This is a genomic window from Chitinimonas koreensis (assembly GCF_014353015.1).
Taxonomy (GTDB): Bacteria; Pseudomonadota; Gammaproteobacteria; order Burkholderiales; family Chitinimonadaceae; genus Chitinimonas; species Chitinimonas koreensis.
Window position 1 is genome coordinate 1,077,652 of sequence record NZ_CP060704.1, and the last position, 26,747, is coordinate 1,104,398.

23 protein-coding genes, 1 tRNA gene and 3 pseudogenes are annotated in these 26,747 nt (G+C 70.1%); 13 read left to right on the forward strand and 14 right to left on the reverse strand.

Annotation, left to right across the window (positions count from 1 at the left end; all coding sequences use genetic code 11):
* Positions 1-24: 24 nt before the first annotated feature.
* The 6 genes and pseudogenes from H9L41_RS26015 to cyaY form a co-directional block, all read right to left on the reverse strand.
* A pseudogene (locus H9L41_RS26015) lies at positions 25-824 on the reverse strand (Type 1 glutamine amidotransferase-like domain-containing protein).
* Complete coding sequence (gene mscL / locus H9L41_RS04565) at positions 755-1,204, reverse strand: large conductance mechanosensitive channel protein MscL (protein WP_028445506.1); 450 nt, start codon at positions 1,202-1,204, stop codon at positions 755-757. Before mscL ends, H9L41_RS26015 begins: the two are co-directional and overlap by 70 nt.
* A 187-nt stretch (positions 1,205-1,391) precedes the next feature.
* On the reverse strand, positions 1,392-2,411 hold the full coding sequence (locus H9L41_RS04570) for a porin (protein ID WP_028445507.1): 1,020 nt from the start codon (positions 2,409-2,411) through the stop codon (positions 1,392-1,394).
* Between the two features lie 64 nt (positions 2,412-2,475).
* Positions 2,476-2,682: a hypothetical protein gene (locus tag H9L41_RS04575; RefSeq protein ID WP_187523686.1), complete on the reverse strand. Its 207-nt coding sequence runs from the start codon at positions 2,680-2,682 to the stop codon at positions 2,476-2,478.
* Positions 2,683-2,816: 134 nt separating this feature from the next.
* Positions 2,817-3,254, reverse strand: coding sequence for a YqaA family protein (locus H9L41_RS04580; RefSeq protein WP_034606466.1), 438 nt, complete (start codon positions 3,252-3,254; stop codon positions 2,817-2,819).
* A gap of 27 nt (positions 3,255-3,281) precedes the next feature.
* Positions 3,282-3,587 (reverse strand): iron donor protein CyaY, encoded by a 306-nt coding sequence (gene cyaY, locus H9L41_RS04585; RefSeq protein ID WP_028445509.1) that lies wholly within the window; start codon positions 3,585-3,587, stop codon positions 3,282-3,284.
* Between the two features lie 53 nt (positions 3,588-3,640).
* Here cyaY and H9L41_RS26020 point away from each other — a divergent pair.
* Both H9L41_RS26020 and lysA read left to right on the forward strand, forming a co-directional pair.
* A pseudogene (locus H9L41_RS26020) lies at positions 3,641-3,685 on the forward strand (hypothetical protein); the annotation flags it as partial.
* 70 nt (positions 3,686-3,755) lie between these two features.
* Positions 3,756-5,006 (forward strand): diaminopimelate decarboxylase, encoded by a 1,251-nt coding sequence (gene lysA / locus H9L41_RS04595; RefSeq protein ID WP_028445510.1) that lies wholly within the window; start codon positions 3,756-3,758, stop codon positions 5,004-5,006.
* A 158-nt stretch (positions 5,007-5,164) separates the two neighbouring features.
* On the opposite strand, the gene H9L41_RS04600 is transcribed toward lysA, so the two are convergent.
* Positions 5,165-5,240: transfer RNA gene (locus H9L41_RS04600), tRNA-Asn, on the reverse strand.
* Between the two features lie 182 nt (positions 5,241-5,422).
* Between H9L41_RS04600 and H9L41_RS04605 the strand changes: the two genes are divergently transcribed.
* Together H9L41_RS04605 and H9L41_RS04610 are read left to right on the forward strand one after the other, a co-directional pair.
* A complete protein-coding gene (locus H9L41_RS04605; protein WP_028445511.1) occupies positions 5,423-6,574 on the forward strand; it encodes an FIST signal transduction protein in 1,152 nt (383 codons plus the stop codon).
* Between the two features lie 8 nt (positions 6,575-6,582).
* A complete protein-coding gene (locus H9L41_RS04610) occupies positions 6,583-8,139 on the forward strand; it encodes a sensor histidine kinase (protein ID WP_051318857.1) in 1,557 nt (518 codons plus the stop codon).
* Positions 8,140-8,336: 197 nt separating this feature from the next.
* Here H9L41_RS04610 and H9L41_RS04615 read toward each other — a convergent pair whose 3' ends face one another.
* Positions 8,337-9,359: a transaminase gene (locus H9L41_RS04615; RefSeq protein ID WP_308419653.1), complete on the reverse strand. Its 1,023-nt coding sequence runs from the start codon at positions 9,357-9,359 to the stop codon at positions 8,337-8,339.
* A complete protein-coding gene (locus tag H9L41_RS25515; protein ID WP_308419592.1) occupies positions 9,278-9,688 on the reverse strand; it encodes a PLP-dependent aminotransferase family protein in 411 nt (136 codons plus the stop codon). The genes H9L41_RS04615 and H9L41_RS25515 overlap by 82 nt, the downstream gene beginning before the upstream one ends.
* A 126-nt stretch (positions 9,689-9,814) precedes the next feature.
* Here H9L41_RS25515 and H9L41_RS04620 point away from each other — a divergent pair, with 126 nt between their 5' ends.
* Positions 9,815-10,516: a type 1 glutamine amidotransferase gene (locus H9L41_RS04620; protein ID WP_028445513.1), complete on the forward strand. Its 702-nt coding sequence runs from the start codon at positions 9,815-9,817 to the stop codon at positions 10,514-10,516.
* Between the two features lie 374 nt (positions 10,517-10,890).
* On the opposite strand, the gene H9L41_RS04625 is transcribed toward H9L41_RS04620, so the two are convergent.
* Together H9L41_RS04625 and H9L41_RS04630 are read right to left on the reverse strand one after the other, a co-directional pair.
* Positions 10,891-11,670 carry a substrate-binding periplasmic protein gene (locus H9L41_RS04625; RefSeq protein WP_028445514.1) on the reverse strand — a complete coding sequence of 260 codons (780 nt, stop codon included), beginning with the start codon at positions 11,668-11,670 and terminating at the stop codon, positions 10,891-10,893.
* 77 nt (positions 11,671-11,747) lie between these two features.
* Positions 11,748-13,130, reverse strand: coding sequence for an aminotransferase-like domain-containing protein (locus H9L41_RS04630; protein WP_028445515.1), 1,383 nt, complete (start codon positions 13,128-13,130; stop codon positions 11,748-11,750).
* A 435-nt stretch (positions 13,131-13,565) separates the two neighbouring features.
* Between H9L41_RS04630 and aptA the strand changes: the two are divergent.
* From aptA to H9L41_RS04650, 4 genes and pseudogenes are all read left to right on the forward strand, one after another.
* Positions 13,566-14,854: pseudogene (aptA, locus tag H9L41_RS04635) on the forward strand (omega-aminotransferase AptA).
* Between the two features lie 242 nt (positions 14,855-15,096).
* A complete protein-coding gene (locus H9L41_RS04640; protein ID WP_028445517.1) occupies positions 15,097-16,599 on the forward strand; it encodes a CoA-acylating methylmalonate-semialdehyde dehydrogenase in 1,503 nt (500 codons plus the stop codon).
* Between the two features lie 207 nt (positions 16,600-16,806).
* Positions 16,807-17,721: a peptidylprolyl isomerase gene (locus H9L41_RS04645; RefSeq protein WP_028445518.1), complete on the forward strand. Its 915-nt coding sequence runs from the start codon at positions 16,807-16,809 to the stop codon at positions 17,719-17,721.
* A gap of 304 nt (positions 17,722-18,025) precedes the next feature.
* The gene (locus H9L41_RS04650) at positions 18,026-19,696 is read left to right on the forward strand and encodes a tetratricopeptide repeat-containing diguanylate cyclase (RefSeq protein WP_051318858.1); all 1,671 of its coding nucleotides are present in this window, start codon (positions 18,026-18,028) and stop codon (positions 19,694-19,696) included.
* Between the two features lie 653 nt (positions 19,697-20,349).
* Here the strand turns inward: H9L41_RS04650 and H9L41_RS04655 are convergent.
* On the reverse strand, positions 20,350-21,144 hold the full coding sequence (locus H9L41_RS04655) for a type 1 glutamine amidotransferase domain-containing protein (protein WP_187523687.1): 795 nt from the start codon (positions 21,142-21,144) through the stop codon (positions 20,350-20,352).
* A 28-nt stretch (positions 21,145-21,172) separates the two neighbouring features.
* Positions 21,173-22,675 carry a bifunctional ADP-dependent NAD(P)H-hydrate dehydratase/NAD(P)H-hydrate epimerase gene (locus tag H9L41_RS04660; RefSeq protein WP_051318859.1) on the reverse strand — a complete coding sequence of 501 codons (1,503 nt, stop codon included), beginning with the start codon at positions 22,673-22,675 and terminating at the stop codon, positions 21,173-21,175.
* A 238-nt stretch (positions 22,676-22,913) separates the two neighbouring features.
* Here H9L41_RS04660 and H9L41_RS04665 point away from each other — a divergent pair, with 238 nt between their 5' ends.
* The 3 genes from H9L41_RS04665 to H9L41_RS04675 all read left to right on the forward strand — a co-directional run bounded on the left by H9L41_RS04665 (position 22,914) and on the right by H9L41_RS04675 (position 23,944).
* The gene (locus H9L41_RS04665) at positions 22,914-23,393 is read left to right on the forward strand and encodes an NAD(P)H-dependent oxidoreductase (RefSeq protein ID WP_157461908.1); all 480 of its coding nucleotides are present in this window, start codon (positions 22,914-22,916) and stop codon (positions 23,391-23,393) included.
* Positions 23,380-23,649 carry a GIY-YIG nuclease family protein gene (locus tag H9L41_RS04670; RefSeq protein ID WP_028445521.1) on the forward strand — a complete coding sequence of 90 codons (270 nt, stop codon included), beginning with the start codon at positions 23,380-23,382 and terminating at the stop codon, positions 23,647-23,649. The genes H9L41_RS04665 and H9L41_RS04670 overlap by 14 nt, the downstream gene beginning before the upstream one ends.
* Positions 23,650-23,746: 97 nt before the next feature.
* Positions 23,747-23,944 (forward strand): hypothetical protein, encoded by a 198-nt coding sequence (locus H9L41_RS04675; RefSeq protein WP_028445522.1) that lies wholly within the window; start codon positions 23,747-23,749, stop codon positions 23,942-23,944.
* A 322-nt stretch (positions 23,945-24,266) separates the two neighbouring features.
* Here H9L41_RS04675 and H9L41_RS04680 read toward each other — a convergent pair whose 3' ends face one another.
* A complete protein-coding gene (locus H9L41_RS04680) occupies positions 24,267-25,250 on the reverse strand; it encodes a Gfo/Idh/MocA family protein (RefSeq protein ID WP_028445523.1) in 984 nt (327 codons plus the stop codon).
* A gap of 510 nt (positions 25,251-25,760) precedes the next feature.
* Here H9L41_RS04680 and H9L41_RS04685 point away from each other — a divergent pair.
* Positions 25,761-26,642 carry a DUF1444 domain-containing protein gene (locus H9L41_RS04685; protein ID WP_051318860.1) on the forward strand — a complete coding sequence of 294 codons (882 nt, stop codon included), beginning with the start codon at positions 25,761-25,763 and terminating at the stop codon, positions 26,640-26,642.
* The last annotated feature ends 105 nt before the right edge of the window (positions 26,643-26,747 follow it).

Sequence of the window (26,747 nt, forward strand, 5' to 3'; positions counted from 1 at the left end):
CTCGCCCCTTTTCCTCTTGCCGCTTCAATCTTCCAGCGGACGGGTCGGCAGGACCGTTTCGCGGATCCCGCCCGCTTCGTCGCGCTCGACCCGCCAGGCCCGCGCAGCGGCTCGCGAGCACACCGCCGCATGGAACTGCTCGTCGACGAAATGCAGGGCGGCGCCGTCGTCGGCTGCCCAGCTGGCCGGCATCTCGCCGCCGGCGACCAGCGCCTGCAGCCGGGGCCGGCGCTCCGCTTCGCCGTCGTAATGCGGGCAGCCGCCGCCGGCCAGCCAGCCGAGTCCGTCCAGCGCCGACAGCGGGCCCGGCACCGAGTCGGTCAGGCCGCGTTCGAACCAGCAGATCATGCCGGCGCTGATGCCGCCGATCACCGTGCCGGCCTCGTAGGCCGTGCGCAGCGCCGCATCGAGCCCCAGTCGCGCCATAGCGCCAGCATCGAGCGGGTGTTGCCGCCGCCGACGAAGATCGCGTCGTGATCGGCCACGAAGCCGGCCAGGTCGGCGCTCGGCGGCCGGAACAGCGACAGGTGGCTGGCCTGGCAGTCGTAGCGCGCGTGGGCGGCATAGAACTTCAGCAGGTACTCGGGCGAATCGCCGCTGGCGGTGGGGATGAAGCAGACGCGCGGCCGCACCTTGCCGGTGGCGGCGAGAAAGTAGCGGTCGAGCCGCGGCGAGGTTTCCATCGAGAAACCGCCGCCGCCGAGGACGATCAGTTGTCGGGCCATGAGGCGATCCGGATTTGCTGGCGCGGCGATCAGAGCTGCGAGGTGCAGCAGGGGCAGCGCGTGGCCTTGATCGGGATCGCACGGTAGCAGAAGCGGCATTCCTTGGTATCGGGCTCGGCCGGTGCGGCGGGTTCCTGGCTCTTGAGCTTGTTGAGCGTGCGGATCAGCAGGAAGACGGCGAAGGCGACGATCACGAAGCTGATCACCGCGTTGAAGAACACGCCGACGTTGACCGTGACGGCGCCGGCTTCCTGCGCGGCCTTGAGCGTCTCGTAGGGGCCGGGCGCCTTGGCGCCTTCCTTCAGCACCGCGAACAGGTTGGAGAAATCGACGTTGCCGAGCAGGAGGCCGATCGGCGGCATGATCACGTCCTTGACCAGCGAGTCGACGATCTTGCCGAAGGCGGCGCCGATGATCACGCCGACGGCGAGATCGACCACGTTGCCGCGCATGGCGAATTCCTTGAACTCCTTGAGCATCGTTTTCTCCTTGTGTCAGATGGGGTGCCCGGTGGCGGGCGAGTCGGCGTCACGTTAGGCGAGGGCCGGCAAGGCCGTCAAGCGCGCCGGGCCTGGCTTGCAGGGCGATGCGGGTGCGGCGGCGAAAAAGAAAAAAGGCAGCCGAAGCTGCCTTTTTTCCTGCCAAGCGTCGAATCGCGGGAAGCGATTAGAAGCTGTGGTAGATACCGCTGGAGAACTGCGACTCGGTCTTGCGCGAACCGCCGAAATCGGTACCGACGAATTCGGTGGCGATCACGGTGCGCTTGGACAGCGGCACAGCCAGGCCCAGGCCGTACTTGGTGAACTCGCTGTCGTTCAGCTTGGTGCTGCCGTACTTCAGCTTGTCGCCGTAGGTCACGCCGCCGTAGAAGCTCGACTCGCCCAGCGCCAGAGCGGCGGTCAGGGTGTAGTTGTTGCGCTTGTTGGTGCCGTAGCCGTCGGCGCTGTACACATGGCGCAGCCAGGCAGCGCTCAGCGACAGGTCGCCGAAGGTGGTGCCGCCGCCCAGCAGGGCGTTGCGCAGCTTGCTGTTGTTGCCGGTGGTGCTGTTGGCGATGTTGCCGGCGCCGATGATCCAGAAGTTGCCGATCGTGCCCTTGCTCGAGAAGCTGTAGATGTCGCCGTTCTTGGTGTTGGTGGCGTCGTTCTTGCTCTCGGTGGTGGCGTAGTCGACGTTAATGTCGAGGCCTTCCATGCCGAAGGAATAGCGCACGGTGTTGTTGGTGCGGTAGGCGTAGCCGGCGTCGCCTTGATCCGGGATCAGGCCGGTACCGGTGTAGCCCTGGATGTCGTAACCCATCTGGGCGAAGCTGGTGTTCTGGTACCAGGGATCGAACTCTTCGTAGGCCTTGGTGAAGGCGCTCTTGCCGCGACCCAGGCCGATGCTGTGGCCGCCGCTCTTGAGGCCGACCCAGCCTTCGCGGGTGGCGAAGCCGCCGCGGGAGCCATCGTCGATGTTGACGGCGCTTTCGATCTGGAAGAAGGCGCTCAGGCCGTTGCCCAGATTCTCGGTGCCCTTGAGGCCGATGCGCGACGATTCGCTGTCGATCGAGAACAGGTTGTCGTTGGTGTTGTCGATGACGATGGCGGCGTTGGCTTGGCCGTACAGGATGACTTCGTTTTCGGCGGCGAAGGCGGCGGGCGCGACGGCGGCGGCCACGGCCAGGGCAATCAGCTTCTTGTTCATTGCGTCTTCCTTTGCGAAGGTTTTGGAAAAGCGGTACTGCGTCAAGCGTTCGCTTAAAGCATATTCAGCGAGACATTACGGCAACATGATAGGCGGCGCCCGGCGAGGCAGGCAACGCACTCCAGCCTCGACCGGCACTGGACTTGAGAAGTTCCGTATTTGAAATCATTTTCCAAGTCCATGTTTTAATTGATAATTTAATTGAAATTCCGGCATTGTCCGGGTTGCGGCGATGCAACACAAACCGCTTGCGCGGAATGCCGGCTCTCATATGTAAAAATTGCGCGAACGGGCGCTGCAGTTCCGCGAGGGGCGCATTTTAGCCGCAATCGCCGATGCCGTCCCGCCTTAACGACATTGACAAGTTATTTACATATGGCGGTTATCGCCTCTTGCGCGAATCGATCAGGGCCGGATGAATGGGGCGGCGATCAGCAGGTAGCGCGCCGATTTGCCCAGCAGGATGGCCAGGGCGGCCCGTCCCGGCGGCAGATTCAGCCAGCCGGCCGCGAGACAGAGGCCGTCGCCGATCAGCGGCAGCCAGGCCAGCAGCAGGCTGGCGGCGCCATAGCGCTGCAGCCAGGCCAGCGCGCGCGGCGACAGGCCGGGCGCCCGGCCGCCGCCGCGCAGCCGGAGGCCGAGCCAGAAGGTGGTGAGGCTACCGGCCGTATTGCCGAGCGTGGCGACCAGCACCGCGGCCGGCCAGCTGGCCGGTTGCGCCTGCAGCCAGAAGGCCAGCGCCAGCTCGGAATTGCCGGGCAGCAGCGTGGCCGACAGCAGCGCCGACAGGAACAGGCCGCCCAGGCCCCATTGCACGGGCAGCGCGGCGAGCGAGTCGAGCATCGTCGTGCGGGAGACCGGCCGGACCGATCAGAACTGCGCGGTTTCGCCGGTATGGCTGCGCACCAGCTCGCCGAGCTGGCCGAACAATTCGCCGTCGTCGCGCGTGCTGCACCAGCGGCCGTCCTGCAGGCGGTAGTGGAAGCCGCCCGAGCGCGCGGCCAGCCAGATCTCCTGGTTCGGCACGTGGCGGTTCACCACCAGCTTGGCGCCGTCGTCGAATTCGATCTCGAGCACGTTGCCTTTGCGGTCGAGGTCGACGTCGAAGTCGTCGAGCGCGGCTTCGATGCGATCGAATACCGCATCGCTGATCTGTAGAAATTCGCTTTCGTTCATTGGCCCGGTCCTGCCTGGTTGCTAGTATCGGCATTTTACCGCCGGGCCAAGCCATGCGTTTGCTCGTTCTCTGCCTGATCGCCAGTCTCCTGGCCGCCTGCGGCTACAAGGGCCCGCTCTACCTGCCCAAGCCCGACCAGACTTCCTCCTCGCCCAAGACCCCCGCCCATGAAGCTCACACCCGCCCCGGACGGCGGGCTCGCCCTCGACGGCGTGCCGCTGTCCGCCATCGCCGAGACCTTCGGCACGCCGTGTTACGTCTATTCGGAAGCCTTCCTCAGCGAGACCTACCGCGCCTACCGCGACGCCTTCGCCAGCGTCGAGACGCTGATCTGCTACGCGATGAAGGCCAATTCGAACCTCAGCGTGCTGCGCACTTTCGCCCGGCTCGGCGCCGGCTGCGACATCGTCTCCGGCGGCGAGCTGGCCCGTGCACTGGCGGCCGGGGTGCCGGCCGAGCGCATCGTGTTCTCCGGCGTGGCCAAGCGCGCCGACGAGATGCGCGCCGCGCTCGAAGCCGGCATCCATTGCTTCAACGTCGAATCCGAGGCCGAGCTGCAGCGGCTGAACGAGGTCGCCGCCGGCGTCGGCCGCCGCGCCTCGGTCAGCCTGCGGGTGAATCCGGACGTCGACGCGCGCACCCATCCGTATATCTCCACCGGCCTCAAGGACAACAAGTTCGGCATCGGCTGGGCCGAGGCGCGCCGCGTTTACGGCGTGGCGGCCGGGCTGCCGCACCTGAAGGTGGTCGGCATCGATTGCCACATCGGTTCGCAGCTGACCGAGCTCAGCCCCTTCGTCGACGCGCTCGACCGCCTGCTGGCGCTGGTCGACACGCTGGCGGCCGACGGCATCGTGCTCGAGCACCTCGACCTCGGCGGCGGCCTCGGCATCCGCTACACCGACGAGACGCCGCCCGAGGTCGACGAGTACGCGCGCGCGGTGCTGGGCCGGCTGGCCGGCCGCAAGCTCAAGCTGGTGCTGGAGCCGGGCCGCTCGCTGGTCGGCAATGCCGGCCTGCTGCTGACCCGGGTCGAATACCTGAAGCCGGGCGAGGGCAAGCATTTCGCCATCGTCGATGCGGCGATGAACGACCTGATGCGGCCGGCGCTGTACGGCGCCTATCACGACATCGTCGCGGTGCGGCCGAACCAGGCGCCCGAGCGCGTGTACGACGTGGTCGGCCCGGTCTGCGAGAGCAGCGATTTCCTCGGCAAGGACCGCCGCCTGGCGCTGGAGCAGGGCGACCTGCTGGCGGTGCTGTCGGCCGGTGCCTACGGCATGACCATGAGCTCGAACTACAACACCCGCGCCCGCGCGGCCGAGGTGCTGGTCGGCGACGGCCGCGCCCGGCTGATCCGGGCGCGCGAGACGCTGGACGAGCTGCTGGCCAACGAGCGCGCGCTGCTGGTCGACTGATCCTCCACCCGGCGCCATGTGAAAAGGCCGCATCCATGAGATGCGGCCTTTTTCGTTGGGGCGCGGAATGGCGGCGGTTCGCCAGGAAGGCTTGGCCGGGCCGGCGCGCCAAAAGACGAAAGCCCGACCGCCTTGGAGGCGATCGGGCTTTGCTTGTCTGGCTCCCCGACCTGGGCTCGAACCAGGGACCTACGGATTAACAGTCCGGCGCTCTACCGACTGAGCTATCGGGGAAAGGACGCGCAAGATATCGGCGAGCCGGCGGCTTGTCAAAGGTTTTCGCGTATTTCCGCATGCCCGGTTGCGCGGACGGGGATGCCGGCCGGCCCGACGAGCGCGGTGGCGACGGGCATGGACCGCGGCGCGGGCTGGACTACACTGGAAAATATAATAGGCGGCGACAAGCGGAGGCCGGCATGAGGGCGCGATCCACCCATACCCTGATTTCCGATCCCTACCGGGCCGGCGTGGCGCTGGGCGAGGCGCTGGCCGATCTCGAGCCCGAGGTGGTGTTCCTGTTCAGCGCGGTCCATTACGGCGGCAGCGCCGAGCTGCTCGAAGGGCTGCGCGACGTATTGGGACGCGACGAGCTGGTGGTGATCGGCAACAGCGGCGACGGCTTCTACAGCGGCGACCGCGCCTCGGATCTCGGCGCGGTGGCGCTCGGCCTGAACAGCGAAGGCGAGGTGGCCTGGACGCTGGCCGCGGCCGCCGGCCTCGGCGCCGATCCGGCCGGGGCGACGCGCGAGGCCTTCGTCCGCCTGCGCGCGGCGGCCGGCGGCGAGCCGGACCTGGTGTTCCTGGCCGCCGATTTCCGCGCCGACGCCAGCCTGATCGAGGCCGTGCTGCGCGACGAGGTCGACTGCCCGGTGATGGGCGGCCTGGCCGCCGACGACAACCGCATGGCCGGCTGCTACCTGTACGCCGGCGACGAGGTGCTGCAGGACGCGGTGGTGCTGCTCGGCGCGCGCGGGCCGATCCGCTTCGACATCCGGGTGGCGAACGACCTGACGCCGGTCGGCCGGCCCGGCCGGGTCGACGAGGCCGAAGGCACCCAGCTGCAGCGCATCGACGGCATCGGCGCGATGGCCTTCATCGAGCGCGAGACCGGCAAGCCGGTGCTGCAGACCGATCGCGGCGTGGTGGCGCTGAGCGTGATCGATCCGGCGCGGCCGGCGCAGCGCAGCCTGCGCGCGATCGTGCCCGACTTCGGCGCCGCCGAGGGCGCGATCGGGCTCTACGGCGGCATCGAGCCCGGCAAGACGGTGCAGGTCTGCCTGACCGGCCCGGCCGAGCTGCTGCGCGAGGTGAAGGGCATCGCCGAGCAGGCCCGCTCGCTCGAATTCGAGCCGGTGGCCGGCCTGTTGGTCAGCTGTACCGGCCGCAAGCAACTGCTCGGCGGCGAGATCGCGCGCGAGGCCGGCCTGCTCGGCGAGGCCTTCGGCGGCGGCCTGCCGCTGGCCGGCTATCCCTCCTTCGGCGAGATCGGGCCGTTGCGCGACGGGGCGGGCTATACCCGCAACCTGTTCCACAACATGACCTACATCGTGCTGCTGATCGGCGCCTGAGCCCCGCGATGCGAGTCCTGCTGAGCACCATCGATCCGCCGCCGCCCGGCTTCACCTGGGTGGCGGAGGTGCAGAAGCGCGAGCTGCTGGCCGGCCCGGTGGCGGTCTATTGCCAGTCGATCGACCTGCTGCTGCCGCGCGTGGAGCTGTTCCTGCGCCGGGTGGCCGGCGTGCTGGTGGTGCCGGGCGACGACTTCGGCCAGCTCCAGCTCGGCGCGCTGCTGTGGCAGATGACGGTGCCGGACGCCCTGCTGCCGATGCTGCGGGTGCTGGTGGCGCCGCTCCTGGCGGCGGTCGAGGCGGCGATGAGCCAGCGCGAGCAGGCGGTCGAGCTCGGCTGCGTGCTGGCGCGCACCCGGCACGATCTCGACACGGTGCGCAGCGACTACCAGCGCGTGACCGGCCGGCTGCAGCAGCAGGTGCACCAGCTGGTCGAGGCGCAGGCCGAGCTGCTCCAGAGCGAGACCGAGCTGCGCACCATCGTCGACCTGCTGCCGCAGCACATCTACGCGACCGGTTCCGACGGCCGGCTGCTGCTGGCCAACCTGGCCTTCGCCCGGGCGCAGGACGTGGAGGCGCCGGCGATGCTGCTGGGCCGGTACGAGGCCGAACTGGCGCTGCCGGCGCGCTGGCTGTCGCTGTCGGCCGAGGTCGATCGCCAGGTGCGCGAAGGCGGCCATTCGGTCGAATTGCCCGAGATGGCGCTGGTCTGCCCCGACGGCGAGGTGAGGCATTTCGAGGCGGCCAAGCTGCCGTGGAAGACCGGCGGCGAATCGGCGGTGCTGACCGTGCTGCACGACATCTCGGTGCGCTACGCGCTCGAGCGGCAACTGCACGGGCTCAACGAAGAGCTCGAGCGGCGGGTGGCGCAACGCACCGCGGCGCTGGAGGAAGCCAACCGCGAGCTCGAGGCGTTCTCCTACTCGGTGTCGCACGACCTGCGCGCGCCGCTGCGGGCGGTGATGGGCTTCAGCCAGATCCTGGCCGAGGAGGCGCAGGACCGGCTCGAGCAGGGCCAGCAGGACCTGCTGGGCCGGGTCCAGGCCGCGGCGGCGCGGATGAACCAGCTGATCGACGACCTGCTGAACCTGGCGCAGACCTCGCGGCAGAACCTGCAGCGCGGCGCGCTCGACGTATCGGCGCTGGCGGCCACCGTCTGGCGCGATTTCGCCCACCTGCGGGTGGCGCGCACCTTCGAATTCCATTGCGAGCCGGCCATGTCGGTGCGCGCCGACGGCCGCCTGCTGCGGCTGGTGCTCGAGCAGTTGCTGGTCAACGCGATCAAGTTCACCCGCGGCCGCGAGCCGGCGCGGGTGGCGGTCGGGCGGATCGAGCAGGGCGGCGAGGTGGCGTTCTTCGTCAGCGACAACGGCGCCGGCTTCGACATGGAGCGGGCCGACAAGCTGTTCGCGCCGTTCCAGCGGCTGCATGCGGCCAGCGAATTCGAAGGCAGCGGCATCGGCCTCGCCACCGCCCGCCGCGCGATCAGCCGCCACGGCGGCCGCATCTGGGCCGAGGCGGCGGTGGGGCAGGGGGCGACGTTCTGGTTCACCTTGCCGGAGTGATGTGAGGGGTGAAGCGTGAGGAGTGAGGTGTAACCCATCCCCTCCCAGCCTCCCCTTGAAGGGGGAGGAGCGGGGTAGCGATGGTTCCATCGCTTGCGATCATTCAATCGACCGCAATCGGCCCCTCCCCTTCAAGGGGAGGGTCGGGGTGGGGATGGGGTTACCCCTCACGCCTAACCCTCACACCTCACTGCCAATCAGCTCTCCAATCGCCTCCTCGACCACCGCCACCAGCCGATCCACATCCCCGCCGTCGTCTCCGGGCACACCAGCATCATGTTGTGGAACGGCGTGATCAGCACGCCGCGGTTGAGCAGATAGAGGTGCAGCGCATGCTCCAGTCCATGGTCCATCGCCGCCTCGGCCTCGCTGCCGTTGACCGGCGGCGCGGCGCAGAACTGGAATTCGGTGCGCGCGCCGACCTGGCTCACGCACCAGGGCAGGCCGTGGCGGCCGATCGCGGCGCGCAGGCCGGCGGCCAGCCGTTCGGCCAGCGCGAACATATGGGCGTAGGCCGCCTCGGTCATCACCGACTCGAGGTTGGCGCGCATCGCCGCCATCGCCAGCGCGTTGGCGGTCAGCGTGGTGCCGATGCCCGAGTGGCCGGGCGGGGCGGCCGACTTGGTCGCCTGCATGCGGGCGGCCAGCTCGGCGGTGAAGCCGTAGACCGCGCAGGCCACGCCGCCGCCGACCGGCTTGCCGAGCACGAAGAAGTCCGGCTCGAGGCCGTGCGCGCGCGCATAGCCGCCGGGGCCGGTCGAGATGGTGTGGGTCTCGTCGCAGACCAGCAGCGCGCCGGCGGCGCGGATCAGCGCGCGGGCCGCGGCCCAGAAGCCCGGCTGCGGCAGCACCATGCCGACGTTGGTCATGGCCGGCTCGGCCAGCACGCAGGCGACGTCGCCGGCCGCCAGCGCGACCTCGAGCGCGGCCAGGTCGTTGAATTCGACCACCGCGGTGTGACGGGTCAGGTCGTAGACCTGGCCCAGGAGGCTGTCGCGCTGGGTCGGCACGCCGTCGACCAGGTCGACGAAGACGTCGTCGACGGTGCCGTGGTAGCAGCCGTTGAACACCAGCACCTTGCTGCGGCCGGTGACGGCGCGCGCCCAGCGGATCACGAAGCGGTTGGCGTCGGTGGCGGTCAGCGCGAACTGCCAGAACGGCAGGCCGAAGCGCTGCGCCAGCAATTCGCCGACCACGGCGGCGTCCTCGCCCGGCAGCATGGTGGTGAAGCCCTTTTGCGCCTGCGCCGCCACCGCGGCGGCCACCGGCGCCGGGCGTGACCGAACATCGCGCCGGTGTCGCCGAGGCAGAAGTCGACGTAGTCGTGGCCGTCGGCATCGTTGAAGCGCGCGCCGCGCGCCGATTCGACGAACAGCGGGAAGGGCGTGCCCCAGTCGGTCATCCAGTGCAGCGGCACGCCGTACAGGAGATGCGCGTCGGCGCGGCGGGCCAGCGCCTGCGAGCGCGGCCGGGCGGCGGCGTAGCGGTCGCGCTCGCGCGCCAGCAGGGCGGCCAGTCGGTCGGGTTGGATGCCGGTATGCGATGCCATGTCGTCCTCGCTTCGGTGAAAAAATTCATCACTCTGTTTAAAATACGCATCATTCTGCACGCCGCCCGCCGCGCTCGTAAACAGCCCGGGCGGGACCTTCCCCGTTCCAGATCAGCGAGCCCAGCCATGCAGCCCATCGCCATCATCCAGCACGTCGCCGACGACGGTCCGAGCTACTTCGCCACCTGGCTGGAGCGAGCCGGCCTGCCTTACCGGGTGTTCCGCCTGTACGAGGGCGACGCGCTGCCGAAGCGGGCCGCCGATCATGCCGGCCTGTGCATCCTCGGCGGGCCGATGAGCGCCAACGACGCGCTGCCTTACTTCCCGCAGCTGTTCGGCCTGGTGCGCGAGGCGGTGGCGGCCGAGGTGCCGCTGCTCGGCCATTGCCTCGGCGGCCAGATCATGGCGCGTGCGCTCGGCGGCACGGTGCAGGCATCCGAGCAGGTCGAGATCGGCTGGAGCGAACTGACGGTCGAGCCGGCCGGCGTGCGCTGGCTCGGCGAGGTGCAGCGGCCGCGGCTGTTCCAATGGCACGGCGAGAGCTTCAGCATCCCGCCCGGCGCGACCCGGCTGGTGACCGGCGACCATTGCGCCAACCAGGCCTTCGAATACGGCGGCCGCCACCTGGCCATGCAGTTCCACTGCGAGGTGGACGAGGCCAAGGTGCGGCGCTGGCTGGTGATCGGCGAGCAGGAGCTGGCGAGCTGCGCGTCGCCCGCGGTGCAGCAGGCCGAGGCGATCCTGCCGGACCTGGCCGAGAGGCTGGTGCCGAGCCAGCGGCTGGCGGACCGGATCTACGGCGAGTGGGCGAAGGGTTTGGCGCGTTGATCGCGCGCCGGTTGGGCTGCGCTGCGCTCAGTCCAACCTGGGTGCTGTAGGCGCGTTCCCGTAGGAGCGGCTTCAGTCGCGAATGGTGGGCGCATCTCTTTCAGCCATTCGCGGCTGAAGCCGCTCCTACGACACCTTTGCATCGCACCGCGGCGTGAAAAGGATGCGGCCCACCCTCTCCCACCGGGAGAGGGCAGGGTGAGGGAGCGGCGGTTGAGTCGGGGCTGCCGGTTCCAGCGCGCTTCTTATCGGCACCGGAAAGCGTGTTGCCGGCATCCGCAGCGATGGGTCGAACCGTCGCGCCCTCACCCTGCGCCGGGCGCCCCCGACCCCGCTCCCGGAGGGGCTTTAACCCCCTGCTCCCGCTTCAAACTTCACATCCAATCAGGCGCGCCGTACTTGGCCAGGATCGCCTTCAGCCGCCCATCCTTCCGCATCGCCTGCATCCCCTCCGCCAGCAGCCTGGCGTACTCGCGCGCCTTGGGGTTGCGCGGCGAGAAGGCGATGTAGAGGCCGGCGCTGCCGCTGTTCTTCTCGCAGCCGGCCTCCTTGACCTCGCTGCCGATCTTCTTGCTGGCCAGCGTATAGAGCAGCACCGCGCGGTCGTCGACCAGCACGTCGAGCCGCTTCCTGGCCAGCTTCTCCAGGTTGCGGTCGAGCGCGTCCTCGCCGGTCACCGGCTGGGCCACGCCGGGGTTGGACTTGAAGAAGCCGTCGAGCGCCAGGCCGTAGGAGTAGTCCTGGATGGTGCCGACCTTGAGCCCGGCCAGCGAGGCCGGCCCGGCGTATTGCCAGGCGCTGTCGCGCGGGGCGAGGAAGCAGTTGATCGAGCGGCCCAGCGACTGCGGCGTCGGCACCAGCTTGTATTCGACGATCTCCTGGTCGCTGGCGCCGGCCACCGCCACGATCCTGCCGTCGCGCGCCTCGGCCAGCGCGCGGCTCCAGTTGAGGCTCTGGTAGTCCACCGTGTGGCCGGCCGCGCCGAACACCGCCTGGGCGATCTCGATCATGTAGCCCGGCCGGGCGTTGCCCGGCGCGCAGTTGTACGGGCACCACGGGTCGGCGCGGATGCTGATGGTGTCGGCGCGCGCTTCGGTGGCGGCCAGGGCCAGCGCGCCGGCGAGCGCGACGGTGAACAGGATGGCGTGGTGCATGGCGTCCCTCGTGGATCGATCGTCTTCATTGTCAGCAATTGCGCCGGCGAATTCACCCCGGCCGGCATTGCCGGTCGTCAGCGACCGGCCTGGTCGGCCAGCCAGCCGTACAGCCGGCTGTCGTCGGCCCAGGCGGCGTTGAAGCGGAAATGCCGGCTGGCCTCGCCACCGGGCAGGTAGAAGCGGCCCGGCGCCAGCGCGATGCCGGCCGCGGCTGCGGCGGCGGTGAGCCGTTCGGCATCGAGCCCGCTCGGCGCCTCGGCCCACAGGAACAGGCCGCCGGCCGGCCGGTGGAACACCTGCCAGCCGAGCTCGGCCAGCCTGCCGCAGACGCGCGCCTGCGCTTCGCCGAGCCGCTCGCGCAGGCGGTCGAGATGGCCGCGGTGGTGGCCGTCGCCGAGCATCGCCAGCGCGGCCGATTCCATGATCTCCGAGCCGGTCAGGCCCGAGCTCATCTTGAGCTGGCTGGCGCGCGCCACGGTGGCGGCGTCGGCCGCCAGGTAGCCGACCCGCAGCGCCGGCGACATCGTCTTGGAAAAGCTGCCGAGGTAGATCACGCGCTCCAGGCCGTCGAGGCTGGCCAGCGTCGGCGCCGGCGTCGCCACCAGGTCGGCGAACGGGTCGTCCTCGATCACGCGGAAGTCGTGCCGCTCGGCCAGCTTGAGCACCTGATGCGCCACCGCGGCGGTGGTGCTGGTGCCGGTCGGGTTGTGCAGCGCGCTGGTGGTGAAGAAGGCGACCGTCCGGTGTTCGGCCGCCAGCCGGGCCAGCGCGGCCGGGTCCGGGCCCTGCGCGGTGCGCGGCACGCCGTGGAGGCGCGCGCCGTGGGCGAGCAGCGCGGCGATCAGGGTCGAGTAGCCGGGCGCGTCGATCAGCACCGCGTCGCCCGGCCGCACCAGCAGCCGCAGCGCCAGGTCCAGCCCCTGGCTGGCGCCGTGGGTGAGCACGATGCGCTCGGCCGGCGCCTCGATGCCGCGCAGCGCCAGCCGCCATTGCAGGTGGGCGCGCAATGCCGGCAGGCCCTGCGGATGGCCGTAGCGGGTGAGCAGCTCGCCCGGCGCCTTGGCCAGTTGGCGTAGCGCGGCGCGCACGCCGTCCTCGTACAGCCAGTCGGGCGGCAGCCAGCCGCCGCCGGCCTGCAGCTGCAGGCCGCTGTCCTCGTAGACGCGCTGCAAGAGCCAGCTGTCGTCGACCGGCGCGCGCGGCGCCGGCTCGGCCGCCGTGCGGCGCGGCGCGACGAAATAGCCGCGCGCGCGCTGGGCGCCGATCCAGCCGGCCGCCACCAGCCGGTTGTAAGCCTCGGCCACGGTGAACGGGCTGACGCCGACCGCCTGGGCCAGCCCGCGCACCGACGGCAGGCGGGCGCCCTCGGCCAGCACGCCGCGCTCGATCTTGGCGACGACGCCGGCGACGATCTGCTCGGTCAGCGGGGTGGCAGCGGTGGGGTCGAGCTGGAGCATGCGGTCTTTCGTGAATGGGCCGATCCGGACTGCATCGGCTAGGTCGGCAATCATTCCGGCTGCGGCCTAGCTTGCGTCATGGTCGGAATGAATTCCGACCTGCATGGCCAAGCGCGCGGCCTCGAATTCTCCATCGCGGCGGAGGCCGGGGGCGAGACGCAGGAGCGGCTTCAGCCGCGAATGGCTGGGGCGGAGCCGTCCCTTTCGCGGCCGAAGCCGCTCCTACGGCAGCGCTCGGGAACTGTATCGGGGTTCGGTCCAGTACATCGAGCTGGCGGAATGCTGTCCATGTATATGGCGATTCTACTCGGCCATGGCCGATACTGCGCCCATCCCGCGTATCGGCAGCCCGCCCGGACCAGTACGCCAACCGATACAGATGACCCGGAGACGACGATGGACCTCAGCCCCGCCGACAACCTGAACGCCTACTGGATGCCGTTCACCCACAACCGCTACTTCAAGCAGCACCACGAGCGCCGCCAGCTGGCGCGCGCCGAGGGCAGCTACTACTGGACCACCGAGGGCGACAAGCTGTACGACGCGCTGTCCGGCCTGTGGTGCTGCGGCCTGGGCCATCGCCACCCGAAGATCGTCGAGGCGGTGAAGCGCCAGCTCGACGTGCTCGACTACGGCACCGCCTTCCAGATGGGCACGCCGCAGGTGTTCAAGCTGGCCGAGCGGATCGCCGAGCAGGCGCCCGAGGGCTTCGAGCACGTGTTCTTCTGCAATTCGGGCTCCGAGGCGGTCGATACCGCGCTGAAGATGGCGCTGGCCTACCACCGCGCCCGCGGCGAGGCGCACCGCACCCGCTTCATCGGCCGCGAGAAGGGCTACCACGGCGTCGGCTTCGGCGGCATCTCGGTCGGCGGCATGGTGGCCAACCGCAAGATGTTCGCCGCCGGCATGCTGAACGGCGTCGACCACCTGCCGCACACCCACAACCTCAAGGAAATGGCCTTCTCGCGCGGCGAGCCGCAGTGGGGCGCCCACCTGGCCGACGAGCTGGAGCGCCTGGTGGCGCTGCACGACGCCTCGACCATCGCCGCGGTCATCGTCGAGCCGATGCAGGGCTCGGCCGGCGTGATCGTGCCGCCGGCCGGCTACCTCAAGCGGCTGCGCGAGATCTGCTCCAAGCACGGCATCCTGCTGATCTTCGACGAGGTGATCTGCGGTTTCGGCCGCATGGGCATGCCGTTCGCATCGCAGTACTACGGCGTGACGCCGGACCTGATCACCTTCGCCAAGGGCGTCAACAACGGCCTGGTGCCGATGGCGGCGTGATCGCCACCCGGCAGATCCACGACGTGTTCATGACCGGCCCGGACCACATGGTCGAGTTCTTCCACGGCTACACCTACTCGGGCCATGCGCTGGCGGTGGCCGCCGCCCACGCCACGCTCGACGTGATCGCCGAGGAAGGCATCTACGAGCGGGTGAACGCGCTGTCGCCGGTGCTGGAAGAGGCGGTGCACGGCCTCAAGGGCGAGGATGGCGTGATCGACGTGCGCAACTGCCGGCTGGCCGCCGCGGTCGAGCTGGCGCCCTACGAGGGCAAGCCGGGCCTGCGCGCGATCCGGGTGTTCGAGGAGGCGCTCAAGCGCGGCGTGCTGTTCCGCTTCACCGGCGACATCCTGGCGATGGGGCCGACCTTCGTCTCGACGCCGGAGGAGATCGGCCGCATGACCGAGGTGCTGCGCGAGTCGATCCGCGCGGCGGGTTGAGGCGGGCTGGCTGCTCTGAGAAAGGCGCTTGAGCTGTTCACTGCGTCTCGAATTGAACTGACCCACCCTCTCCCTCCGGGAGAGGGCAGGGTGAGGGGGCGCCGGTTCAGGCACGGCTGCCGGTTCCAGCGTGCTGCGGTCAGCATGCTGTTGTCGGCGCCGACAGTGATTAGCTGAACCGCCGCTCCCTCACCCCAACCCCTCTCCCGGTGGGAGAGGGCTTAAAACAAGGACACCCCAACATGGCAACCACCCTGCACCACTGGATCAACGGCGCCGAAACCGCCGGCAGCTCGGGCCGCTTCGGCGACGTCTACGACCCCTCGCAAGGCGAAGTCACCGCCCGCGTGCCGCTGGCCTCGCCGGCCGAGCTCGACGCCGCCGTCGCCGCCGCGCAGGCCGCCTTCCCGGCCTGGGCCGCCACCCCGCCGCTGCGCCGCGCCCGGGTGATGTTCAAGTTCAAGGAGCTGCTCGAGCGCCATGCCGACGAGCTGGTCGCGGCGATCTCGACCGAGCACGGCAAGGTCCGCGCCGACGCCCACGGCGAGCTGGTGCGCGGCATCGAGGTGGTCGAGTTCGCCTGCGGCGCGCCCCACCTGCTCAAGGGCGAGTTCTGCGAGAACGTCGGCACCGCGGTCGACAGCTACAGCCTGCGCCAGCCGCTGGGCGTGGTGGCCGGCATCACGCCGTTCAACTTCCCGGCCATGGTGCCGATGTGGATGTTCCCGCTGGCCCTGGTGGCCGGCAACTGCTTCATCCTCAAGCCCAGCGAGCGCGACCCGTCGGCTTCGTTGCTGATGGCGCGGCTGCTCAAGGAAGCCGGCCTGCCCGACGGCGTGTTCAGCGTGGTGCACGGCGACAAGGCCGCGGTCGACGCGATCCTGGCCAACCCGGACATCCAGGCGGTCAGCTTCGTCGGCTCGACCCCGATCGCCCAGTACATCTATGCCGAGGGCACCGCGCGCGGCAAGCGCGTGCAGGCGCTCGGCGGCGCCAAGAACCACATGGTGGTGATGCCCGACGCCGACCTCGACCAGGCGGTCGACGCGCTGATGGGCGCCGCCTACGGCTCGGCCGGCGAGCGCTGCATGGCGATCTCGGTGGCGGTGGCGGTCGGCGACGCGACGGCCGATGCGCTGATCGAGCGGCTGGCGCCCAAGGTGCGCGCGCTCAAGATCGGCGCCTGGGACAGCTCGGCCGACGTCGAGATGGGCCCGCTGGTGACGCGCCAGCACCGCGACAAGGTGGCCGGCTATATCGATGCCGGCGTGGCCGAGGGCGCCAAGCTGGTGGTCGATGGCCGCGGCTTCGTTGCGGCCGGCTGCGAGAGCGGCTTCTTCCTCGGCGGCACGCTGTTCGACGGCGTGCGCACCGAGATGAAGGTGTACCAGGAAGAGATCTTCGGCCCGGTGCTGTGCGTGGTGCGGGTCGACAGCTACGAAGAGGCGGTACGCATCACCAATGCCCACGCCTACGGCAACGGCACGGCGATCTTCACCCGCGACGGCGACGCGGCGCGCGACTTCGTGGCGCGCATCCAGGTCGGCATGGTCGGCGTCAACGTGCCGATCCCGGTGCCGATGGCCTTCATGAGCTTCGGCGGCTGGAAGCAATCGCTGTTCGGCGACCACCACGCCTACGGCGCCGAGGGCATCCGCTTCTACACCCGACTCAAGACCGTGACGGCGCGCTGGCCGCAGTCGATCCGTTCGGGCGCCGAGTTCGTGATGCCGACGATGAAGTGATCGCGCCGCGATCGGCGACGACGCGCCCCGGCTTTGCCGGGCGTTGTCTTTTCTGCGTCTCGATCGCGCTGTTGCATCGGCGCCTATGCCGGCCGCCGGCTGGCGCGGCGGCCGCGCGGCCTGTGGCATGCTCTGCCGCCGGCGCCCTGGCGCCCGTCGCGGCCGAACCGGCCGGCGATGCCCGACCCGAATCCACCGGAGCCCCGCATGACCCGTCACCGCCTCGCCAGCGCCCTGGCCTGCCTCGCCATCGCCCTGCCGGCCGCCGCCGCTTCGCCCAGCCCGGCCGACATCATCAAGCAGTCCAAGCCGGCCGACTGGCGGCCGCTCGATCCGCAGAACACGGTGGTGATGGAGGTGAACGGCAGCCCGGTGGTGTTCGAACTGGCGCCGCGCTTCGCCCCGCGCCACGCCGCCAACGTCCGCAAGCTGGTGCAGGGCGGCTATTTCAGCGGCCTGGCGGTGATCCGGGTGCAGGACAACTTCGTCGCCCAGTGGGGCGATCCGAACGAAGAGAGCGAAGACAAGAGCAAGCTGCGCCCGCTCGGCGCGGCCGAGGCCAAGCTGCCGGCCGAGTTCTCGATTCCCTACCAGGGCCTGCCGATCGCGCGGCTCAGCGGCGCCGACGGCTATGCGCCGGTCACCGGCTTCGTCGACGGCCTGCCGGTGGCGGCCGATCCCAAGCGCAACCGCGCCTGGATTCCGCACTGCTACGGCGTGATCGGCGCCGGCCGCGGCGACACCGTCGACAGCAGCAACGGCAGCAGCCTGTACGCCATCATCGGCCAGTCGCCGCGCGCGCTCGACCTCAACATCACGGTGGTCGGCCGGGTGCTCAAGGGCATGGAGGCGCTGTCGTCGCTGCCGCGCGGCGGCGGCGCGATGGGCTTCTACGACAAGCCCGAGCAGAACGTGCCGCTGGGCAAGGTGCGGTTGCTGGCCGACATCCCGCCGGCCGAGCGGCCCGCCTTCGAGGTGATGCGCACCGACACCGCCACCTGGCGCGCGCTGGCCGAGGCGCGCCGGCATGCGAGCGGCGACTGGTACGTGCATAGCGCCGAGCACGTCAACGTGTGCAACGTCAGCGTGCCGACGCGGCCGCTGGCGCAGCCGGCGAGTTGAGCGGGCGTAGGCGGGTATTGCCCGACCGTTGAATGACCTAACCCTTCTCCCGCGAGCGGGAGAAGGGTTTATGGCGCCGGCGCATCTAGGGGATTAAGGGGATGAGTCCCTTCTTCTCTACCGGGAAGACGACCGGGAAAGCCCTCCAAGGAAACTACGACGGGTTCTCGCACCTTTCGCAGCTCCGGCTCTTCCCGTCCCAGACCGCACCGCCAGGCTGTAACGTGATTGCGGTCCGCCGCGATGGCCGGGCGGCGCCAAGCTCCGTACCATGGCGGATTGGTCCGTCCGCCCCAAGTTGCCCATGTATTCCCTGCTCGACCAACTGCTGCCCCCCGAGCCGATGCGGCGTCTCTTGATGTCCGCCTCGGAATTGCTCGACACCCATCCCGGCCAGTTGCTGGAATTGGCCGACGAGGCGCTGGCCGCCTGCCGCGAGGCGGGCGACGCGCCGGGCCAGCTGCAGGCCGCCTACTGGCGCGCGCTGGCGCTGCGCTTCCTGGGCGACTGCGCGGCCGCGATCGAGACCCTGCACGCGGCGCGCCAGCTGGCGACGGCCACCGAGGACCGCGAGGGCATGGTGCTGATCCAGCTCGGCTACGGCCGCGTCTCGACCGCCACCGGGCTGTACGACGCCGCGCTCGAATTCCTCACCCGCGCCGCCCGCCTGGCGCGCGCCGCGCTGCCGCCCGATCACCCGGTGCTGCTCGATATCGAGCGCGGCTTCTGCATCCTCAAGTCGCGCGTCGGCCACCACGTCGAGGCCGTGCAGGAATACCTCGAACTGGCCGAGCGCTATCTCGAACGCGACCAGCTGCGCGACGCCGCCTACTGCTTCAACAACGCCGGCAACAACTGCTCGCGGATGCTCGACTACGAGCAGGCGCTGCGCTGCTACGCACGCGCCGAGGCGCTGATCCGCCAGAGCGGCGACTGGCCGCTGCTGCTGGCGGTGCTGCGCAGCAACCGCGCCACCCCGCTGCGGGCGCTGGGCCGCGACGACGAGGCGCTGCGCGGCCTGCTCGAATCGCTGCCGGTGCTGATGCTGGCCGGCCAGCGTTCGAGCGAGATCGACACCCGGCTCAAGCTCGGCCGGCTGTATGCCGAGTCCGGCGACGTCGCGGGCGGCGAGCTGCTGCTGCGGCGCGCGCTGGAGCTGGCCGACGAGAGCGGCTTCACGCCGCTGCGGATGGAGATCCACGAAGAACTGGCGCGTTGCGGCAAGCAGCGCGGCGACTACGCCGGCGCGCTCGAGCACACCGAGGCGGCGATCGCGCTGCGCGGCGACATGTCGATCAAGGAGGCGGCCGACCGGCTCGAGCGTGCCTCCACGCTGCGCGAGCTGGAGCGTGCGCTGCAGGCGGTCGACGACGAGCGCAGCCGCCGCATCGAGGCCGAGGCGTCGAACTCGCAGCTCAAGCTCTTGGCCGATGCGCTGGCCGAGTCGTCGCGGCAGCAGAACCGGCTGGTCGAGGCGCTGCGGCGCGAGAGCCAGACCGATGCGCTGACCGGCGTGGCCAACCGCCGCCAGCTCGAGGCGAGGCTGACCGAGGAACATGCGCGCGCGCGCCGCTACGGCCGGCCGCTGTCGCTGCTGTTCATCGACATCGACCATTTCAAGCGTATCAACGACCGCCATTCGCACCTGGTCGGCGACTCCGTACTGCGTGCGCTGGCCGCGCTGGCGGTCGACGTGCTGCGCCAGAACGACCTGATCGGCCGCTATGGCGGCGAGGAATTCGTGGTGCTGCTGCCCGAGACCGCGGCGGCCGGCGCCCGGCTGGTCGGCGACAAGCTGCGGCTGACGGTATCCGGCTACCACTGGGACGCGATCGCGCCGGGGTTGGCAGTGACCATCAGCATCGGCGTGGCCGAGCTGGCGCCGGACGAGGCGATGGAGCCGTGGCTGGGGCGCGGCGATGCGGCCTTGTACCGGGCCAAGCAGGGCGGGCGGAATCGGGTGGAGCTGGCCTGAGGGCTGGTGCTTGCTTCTTGCCGAAAAGCCGACCTCCGGGTCGGCTTTCGTTTTATTCGGAACGCGATTGGATTGCGATTGGGCCGCGGTGGCAGTTCGGGTTGCTGCCATGTCGGGTAATGATCAGACGGTCGAGCCTGACGCGATCCTGCCCCCTCCCCCCGGGAGAGGGCAGGGTGAGGGAGCGACGGTGGGGTACGCACTGCCCGCAGTGATTCGGCTGAACCGTTGCTCCCTCACCCCAACCCCTCTCCCGGAGGGAGAGGGGCTTAACACCGTCAGCTTCGTCACGGGCTGGACTGCAAGCTCAGGCTTACCGGGCTTTCCGATGAACTGACGGAGGGGCGTTGCGCGACCTTACCCTCTCCCTCTGGGAGAGGGCAGGGTGAGGGAGCGACGGTGGAGTAGGCACTGCCCGCAGTGATTCGGCTGAACCGTCGCTTCCTCACCCCCACCCCTCTCCCGGAGGGAGAGGGCTTAACACCGTCAGCTTCGTCACGGGCTGGACTGCAAGCTCAGGCTTACCGGGCTTTCTGATGAACTGACGGAGGGGCGTTGCGCGACCTTACCCTCTCCCTCCGGGAGAGGGCAGGGTGAGGGAGCGACGGTGGAGTACGCACTGCCCGCAGTGATTCGGCTGAACCGTCGCACCCTCACCCAACCCCTCTCCCGGAGGGAGAGGCGCTGAATCCGCCCGGCTCAACCCGCCAGCATCCCCGCGAACTCCTCCGCCAGTCGATGCACATCCCCGGCCAGCGCGCCGACACATAGTTGCCGTCGCGCACCACGAAGCCCAGCTCGAGCCGTTCCGGGCTGTCGCGCCGCAGCGCCGTCGGGCCGCTGACGAAGTCCTCGGGCCGCGCCAGCACCGCCGTCACCTCGTCCTGCACCGTCTGCGGATAGGTGCGGTAGTAATCGCCGAGCCAGGCCCGCGTCAGCCACCAGGCCGCCAGCTCCTGCTGCGCCAACAGGCCGGTGGTGCGGCGGCCGTACAGCACCGAACGCCCGTCGGCGCCGCGTGCGCGCGACACCACCAGCACGCCGTGGCAGACCGCGCCGACCGGCCTGCCGCGGGCGAAGCTGTCGGCTACCGCCGCCTGCAGCAGCGGCGATTCGAGGTAGGGCCGCATGCCCGGCGCGTGGCCGCCGGGCAGCAGCAGGCCGTCGTAGTCGAGCGCGGCGATGTCGGCCCAGGCGATCGGCTGCCTGAAGGCGGCGCTCTCCACCATCGCCGCATGGGCGCGGCGGGCGTTGGCGTCGGCGCGCAGGATGGGCTTCAGCGGGCCGAGGCGATTGCCGTCGAGCATGCGCGGATCGGCCTGGGCCGGGCGGCCGTCGGGCGTGGCGAACAGTACGCGGTGGCCGCGCGCGGCGAGCGTCTGCCAGGGGACCGCGGTCTCGGTCGGGTCGAAGTCGGTGCTCGGCAGCGGGATCAGTACGGTGGCCATCGGATGTCCTCGGAATGAAGCATGCGTGTCAGATGAGTGCGTCGTCGAGCCGGCCGGCCGCCCAGGCGCCGAGCACCCGGCCGGCTTCCTCGGCCACCTCGCCGGCCAGCGTGGCCAGCCGGCCGTCGCGCGCCACCAGGCGGTCGCTGGCCAGGCCGTGCACGCGCACCGCGGCGGCCGCCGCCTGCCAGCCGTCCAGCCCTTGCGCCAGCAAGGCGCCGACGATGCCGCCGAGCACGTCGCCCTGGCCGGCATTGGCCAGCGCCGCGCCGCCGCTGCGGTTGACCGCGCTGCGGCCGGTCGGCGGCCGATCGGTCCCGTCGCCGCCCGCCTCGGCCAGCAGCGTACCGGCGCCCTTGAGCACCACCGTCGCGCCGGTGGTCTCGGCCAGCCGCGCGGCCGCGCCATAGCGGTCGGCCTGCACGGTGGCGGTATTGCAGCACAGCAGCCGTGCCGCCTCGGTGGGGTGCGGTGTCAGTACGGTGGCGGCGTGTCGGCCTTGCAGCGCGCCGAACAGCGCCGGCTCCAGTGCCAAGAGGTTGAGCGCGTCGGCGTCGAGCAGCAGCGGCTTGTCCTGCGCCAGCGTCGCCACCAGCAGGTCCCGCGCGGCCGCTTCGCGGCCCAGGCCGGGGCCGACCACCAGCACGTCGGCGGCGTCGAGCAGCGCCGCGTCGGCCGTGCGCAGCATCAGCTCGGGCCGGCCGAAATCGACCCTTGGCGCGGCCGGGTCGAGCAGGCCGGCGTAGACCTTGCCCGCACCGGCGTGCAGCGCGGCGCGGCCGGCCAGCAACGCCGCGCCGGCCATGCCGGCGGCGCCGCCGAGCACCGCCACGCTGCCGAAGCGGCCCTTGTGCGAATCGCGCGGACGCTCCAGCCGCATGGCCCGCATCAGCTCGGCGGTGTCGCCCACCTCGCCCGGCGGCCGCAGCGCATCGGGCAGGTCGAGCGTGGCCAGATGGATCTCGCCGCAGGCATCGACCGCCGCGCCGGTGACCAGGCCGCGCGCGGTGCCGATGAAGTTCAGCGTCCAGTCGGCGCGGATCGGCTCGCCCAGCGCCGTGCCGCGGTCGGCCGCGATGCCGCTCGGCACGTCGAGCGCCAGGATCGGCGCCCCCTGGGCATTGGCCGCATGGATCAACGCTTGCCAGTGATCGGGCAGCGGCCGGTTCAGCCCCAGGCCGAACAGGCCGTCGACCAGCAGCGCGGCCGGCGCGTCGGGCAGCGTGGCGCGTTCCACGCCGCCGGCCGCGCGCCAGTTGCGGTAGGCTTGCGCCGCATCGGCCGGCAGGCCGTCGGGCCCGGCCGGCATCACCAGCTCGACCGGGTGGCCGTAGCGGCGCAGCGCGGTGGCGGCCACCAGCGCGTCGCCGCCGTTGTTGCCGGGGCCGGCCAGCACGGTGACCGGCGCGGCGGGATCGATGCGGGCGGCGGCGAAATCGGCGGCGGCCTGGCCGGCGCGCTGCATCAGCGGCAGGCCCAGCGCCAGCGCGCGCTGCTCGATGCCGCGCAGTTGGGCGAGGGTGTAGAACATGGCACTGTCCTGGCTATTCGACGATTCAGGCTAAAGATACGGTCAAGATATCTCGCAATCGAGCGAAGCGAGGCTCCCTCTGGACCACCCCACGAAGTCTGCGACTTCGCGGGGCCCCGGTGGCGGCGAGGGCGGGGGAGTAGGAATGAAACTAGGGAAGCCGCTGGTCAAGTATTCACTGTCCGCAAGCACCCGGCTTTGCCGGTGCCTGTGCTGCGAGTGGAGTCCTGGCGAAAGTATGACCATTCAATCTAGGCGACAATTATCGATCATCCACGCGGGACGCACTGCCGGTGGCCGCAGCCTGGCGCTGGCCGAGGCCGCGCTGGCCGGGGCGCGGAGCTGCGCCGACGAAGTGGAGACGCGGCTGCTGGCCGCGCTCGACGCCGACCTGGCCGACCTCTTGGCCGCGCAGGCCGTGCTGTTCGTCACCCCCGAGAAGTTCGGCTACATGGCCGGCACGCTCAAGGATTTCTTCGACCGCACCTTCTACCCGGCGCAGGGCAAGGTGGAGGGGCTGCCCTACGCGATCATGGTCTCGGCCGGCAACGACGGCCGCGGCGCGGTGACCGCGATCGAGCGCATCGCGCGCGGCTATCCGCTCAAGCCGGTGGCCGAGCCGCTGATCGTGCGCGGCGAGCCGAGCGAGGCCGATCTCGCCGCGGCGCGCGAACTGGGCGAAGCGCTCGCCGCCGGAGTCGCGTATGGCGTGTTCTGAAGCGGCCGGCTGGCACGTCTACCTGCTGCGCTGCGGCGACGGCAGCCTGTATTGCGGCGTGACCAACGACCTCGACGCCCGCCTCGCCGCCCACAACGCCGGCCGCGGCGCGCGCTACACCCGCTCGCGCCTGCCGGTGGCGCTGGCCTGGTCCGAGCCCTGCGCGGACCGCTCGGCGGCGCAGAAGCGCGAGGCGGCGATCAAGAAGCTCGACCGGCCGGCCAAGCTGCGGCTGCTGGGCGCGTCCGCGACCTGACCGTTTTCCGGTTCCGACAGAAGCGCGCCCCGACCGCGACCAAGGCGGGTCGCGGCGTCCTGGCCGCGGCGGGTCCGATTCGAGAAAGGAAGAGGGTATGGCAGTCGGAAACTGCAGCACCTGCTCGGGCAGCAGCACGCTCGACAGCATCAAGGCCTATCAGCGCGAACTGCAGGCCGAGCCGGCACGACGGCGCAGCGAACCATCCGAAGCGTCGTCGGCCCGGCCGGCCGAGGGCGTCAATCGGCCGCTGGTGGGCGCGGCAAGCGGCAGCCGCATCAACATCGCGGTCTGATCCGCGGCGGACAGGCGCTCATCCGCCTGTTCGTCGCGATTCGCCCGGATCGCATCGAGCGCTGCGGCAGCCTTGCATGGCGAGTGATGAACCGCTGCATTCGCGGCTGAAGCCGCTCCTGCGGGCGCGACTCAACTAGGTCGGGCTTCAGGCCCGACAGCGATCTGAATTCGCGGCGCTGCCGGGCATGAAGCCCGACCCGGTCGTGGCCGAACACTGTAGGAGCGGCTTCAGCCGCGAATGGTGGAGCGATGAACCGGCGCCTTCGCGGCTGAAGCCGCTCCTGCACGCCGCGTTCCGACTTCAACGCCGACCTGACGCCTTACTCCCCCGGATACCGCACCCCGATCATCGCCCGGATCGCATCGAGCGCCGCCATCGACGCCAGCGTATCGGCCAGCGGCATGCGCGGGCTTTCGGCCAGGCCGGCGCGCAGGCAGCGGTTCACCTCCTCGACCTCGTAGCGGTAGCCGTTGCCCTGGTAGGGCAGGTCGACGGTATGCGGCGGCTGGCCGTGGCGCGCCAGCGTGAGCCGCGCGCAGTTGTAGAACGGCGAATGCAGCCGGATCGAGCCGGCCTCGCCGAACAGCGTCGCCTCCATCGGCGTGGACGCGCGCAGGCTGCAGAAGCCGCTGGCGATGCCGCCGCCGGCATGGCGCAGGGTGAAGCCGGTCTGCTCGTCGACGCCGGTCTGGCCCAGCTCGGCGAAGGCGCTGAGCTCGGCGATCGGGCCGAGGAAGAGCTGGGCCAGCGCCAGCGGGTAGATGCCGACGTCGAGCAGCGCGCCGCCGCCCAGGGCCGGGTCGAACGCCCGGTGGGCCGGATCGAACGGCTGGTGGAAGCCGAAATCGGCCTGCAGCCCATGCAGCCGGCCGATCTCGCCGCGCGCGACCATGGCCTGCGCCTCGGCCACGGCCGGGTTGAAGCGCATCCACATCGCCTCCATCACGAACACCCGCTTCTCGCGCGCCAGCGCCACCGCCTCGGCGGCCTCGCGCAGGTTGAGGGTGAACGGCTTCTCGCACAGCACCGGCTTGCCGGCGGCCAGGCACATCATCAGCGCGGCGTGGTGCTGGGCATGCGGGGTGGCGATGTAGACCGCGTCGACGCGCGGATCGGTGAGCAGGGCGGCATAGCTGCCGTAGTGGGTGGCCGCGCCGAACTCGCGGGCGAAGGCCACGGCGCTGTCGGCCGAGCGCGAGGCGACGGCGTAGAGCTGGGCGTCGTCGAGCTCGCCGAGCGCGCGGGCGAGCTGGCGGGCGATGCCGCCGGTGCCGAGGATGCCCCAGCGGATGGGTGTGGTCATGGACGGGCTCCGGTTCCGATTGGTGGGGGAGGGCGCCGCGTGGCGTTGGCGCGATGCTACCGGGTGGCGGGGCGGGTGGGGAGGTGTCGGTTCGGACACGAGGCGGACCGTATCGTATCCCGCCGATGATAAATTCCCGTCCCGGCGCCGTTTCCTGCGGCGCGTTGTCCGGCGAGCCTGCCGGCCCATATCCATATCGATCGATGAAAAAACCGATGAAACGTAGTGGGTAACGGTTATTACTTTGGCTACCGGCCGGAGACCGAATACCTGCAGCATCAGTCGGCCTTGGGCCTTTCCGGTCAGGTGCCGGCTTTCACGCATCTGCAGGGCTTGTTCGATAATGGCCTTTGCGTGCCCTGATCGGATGTTCCCAAGATTGCCTTGAGCTGGATGTCCGACGGTGTGCTGGTGCGCCCCAGGGCCTTCCGGCGTTGATGCAGAAGGACGGAATGGCATCCATACCCGTGCCTGTATTGATTGACTTTCGATTTGAAATGGATTGATCCGATGAAGCTGGCTCATGCCGCAGCGCTCTTTTTTGCCTCGATCATCACCGGAGCCGCCGGGAATCAGGGTAGCTCCTCGACGCCGCCGCTGGATGAGGAGGGTTTTGCGAAGGCCGCGGCGGCCCGCATACGGCAGGAGGTTCCTGCTTACGACATCAAGCCGACGACCCGCTTGACGCTGGAAGGCACGCGTAGCGACGGCGAATCGACCGGTCAGCTCAATCTCGACCGCATCTATGCCTTCTGCCTGCGGAATCCCGGCAATTGCAGCGCTGCGCTCGACGAGTACGCCAGGGGGATGGGACAGACAATCAAGGAGCGCGACCAGCCGATCGAGCAATCGATGGTGAGGATCGTTGTCCGGCCCGCGGAGTATTTCGACCGCATCAGGCAGCAGGCGGGCTCTGGCCCTAAACCGATCTCCATCTACGGCCGCCCGCTCGGTGCCGGGCTGGTCCTCGTACCGGTCCTGGACTACTCGCGCGCGGTCCGCTTTCTCGGAGAACAGGATTTGGCGAAGCTCAAGCTCACCGAGGGCGAAGCGTTCGGGCTGGGCGAGCGCAATCTTCGGGCGAGCCTCAAACCTCTCGCGGACGTGGCCCCGGTTCCCGGGCCGAACGAGTTCGGCACCATCATGGGTGAGGACTATGCTTCCAGCCGCATCGCGCTCCACGACGACTGGAAGGCGCTCGCCGACCAGTTGGGTGGGAATCTGATCGTCATGCTTCCGGCACCCGATATCCTGCTTTACGGCAATGGCTCGACGCGTGAGGGCGTCGAAGCGTTACGGGCCTACGGCAACGAGATGGCGCAGCGATCGCCCCGTCCCCTCTCCCTGACCGTGCTGCGCTGGACATCTGGCGGCTGGGACGCGCTCAAGTGAACATGCTCCATTGCCGGGAAGTCGAGAACGGTATCTGCGCTGTTGCTCCGGCGGCATCTTGGCCGCGACGCATGCTGCATGCGCCTGGAGCCGACCGTTCGCTCC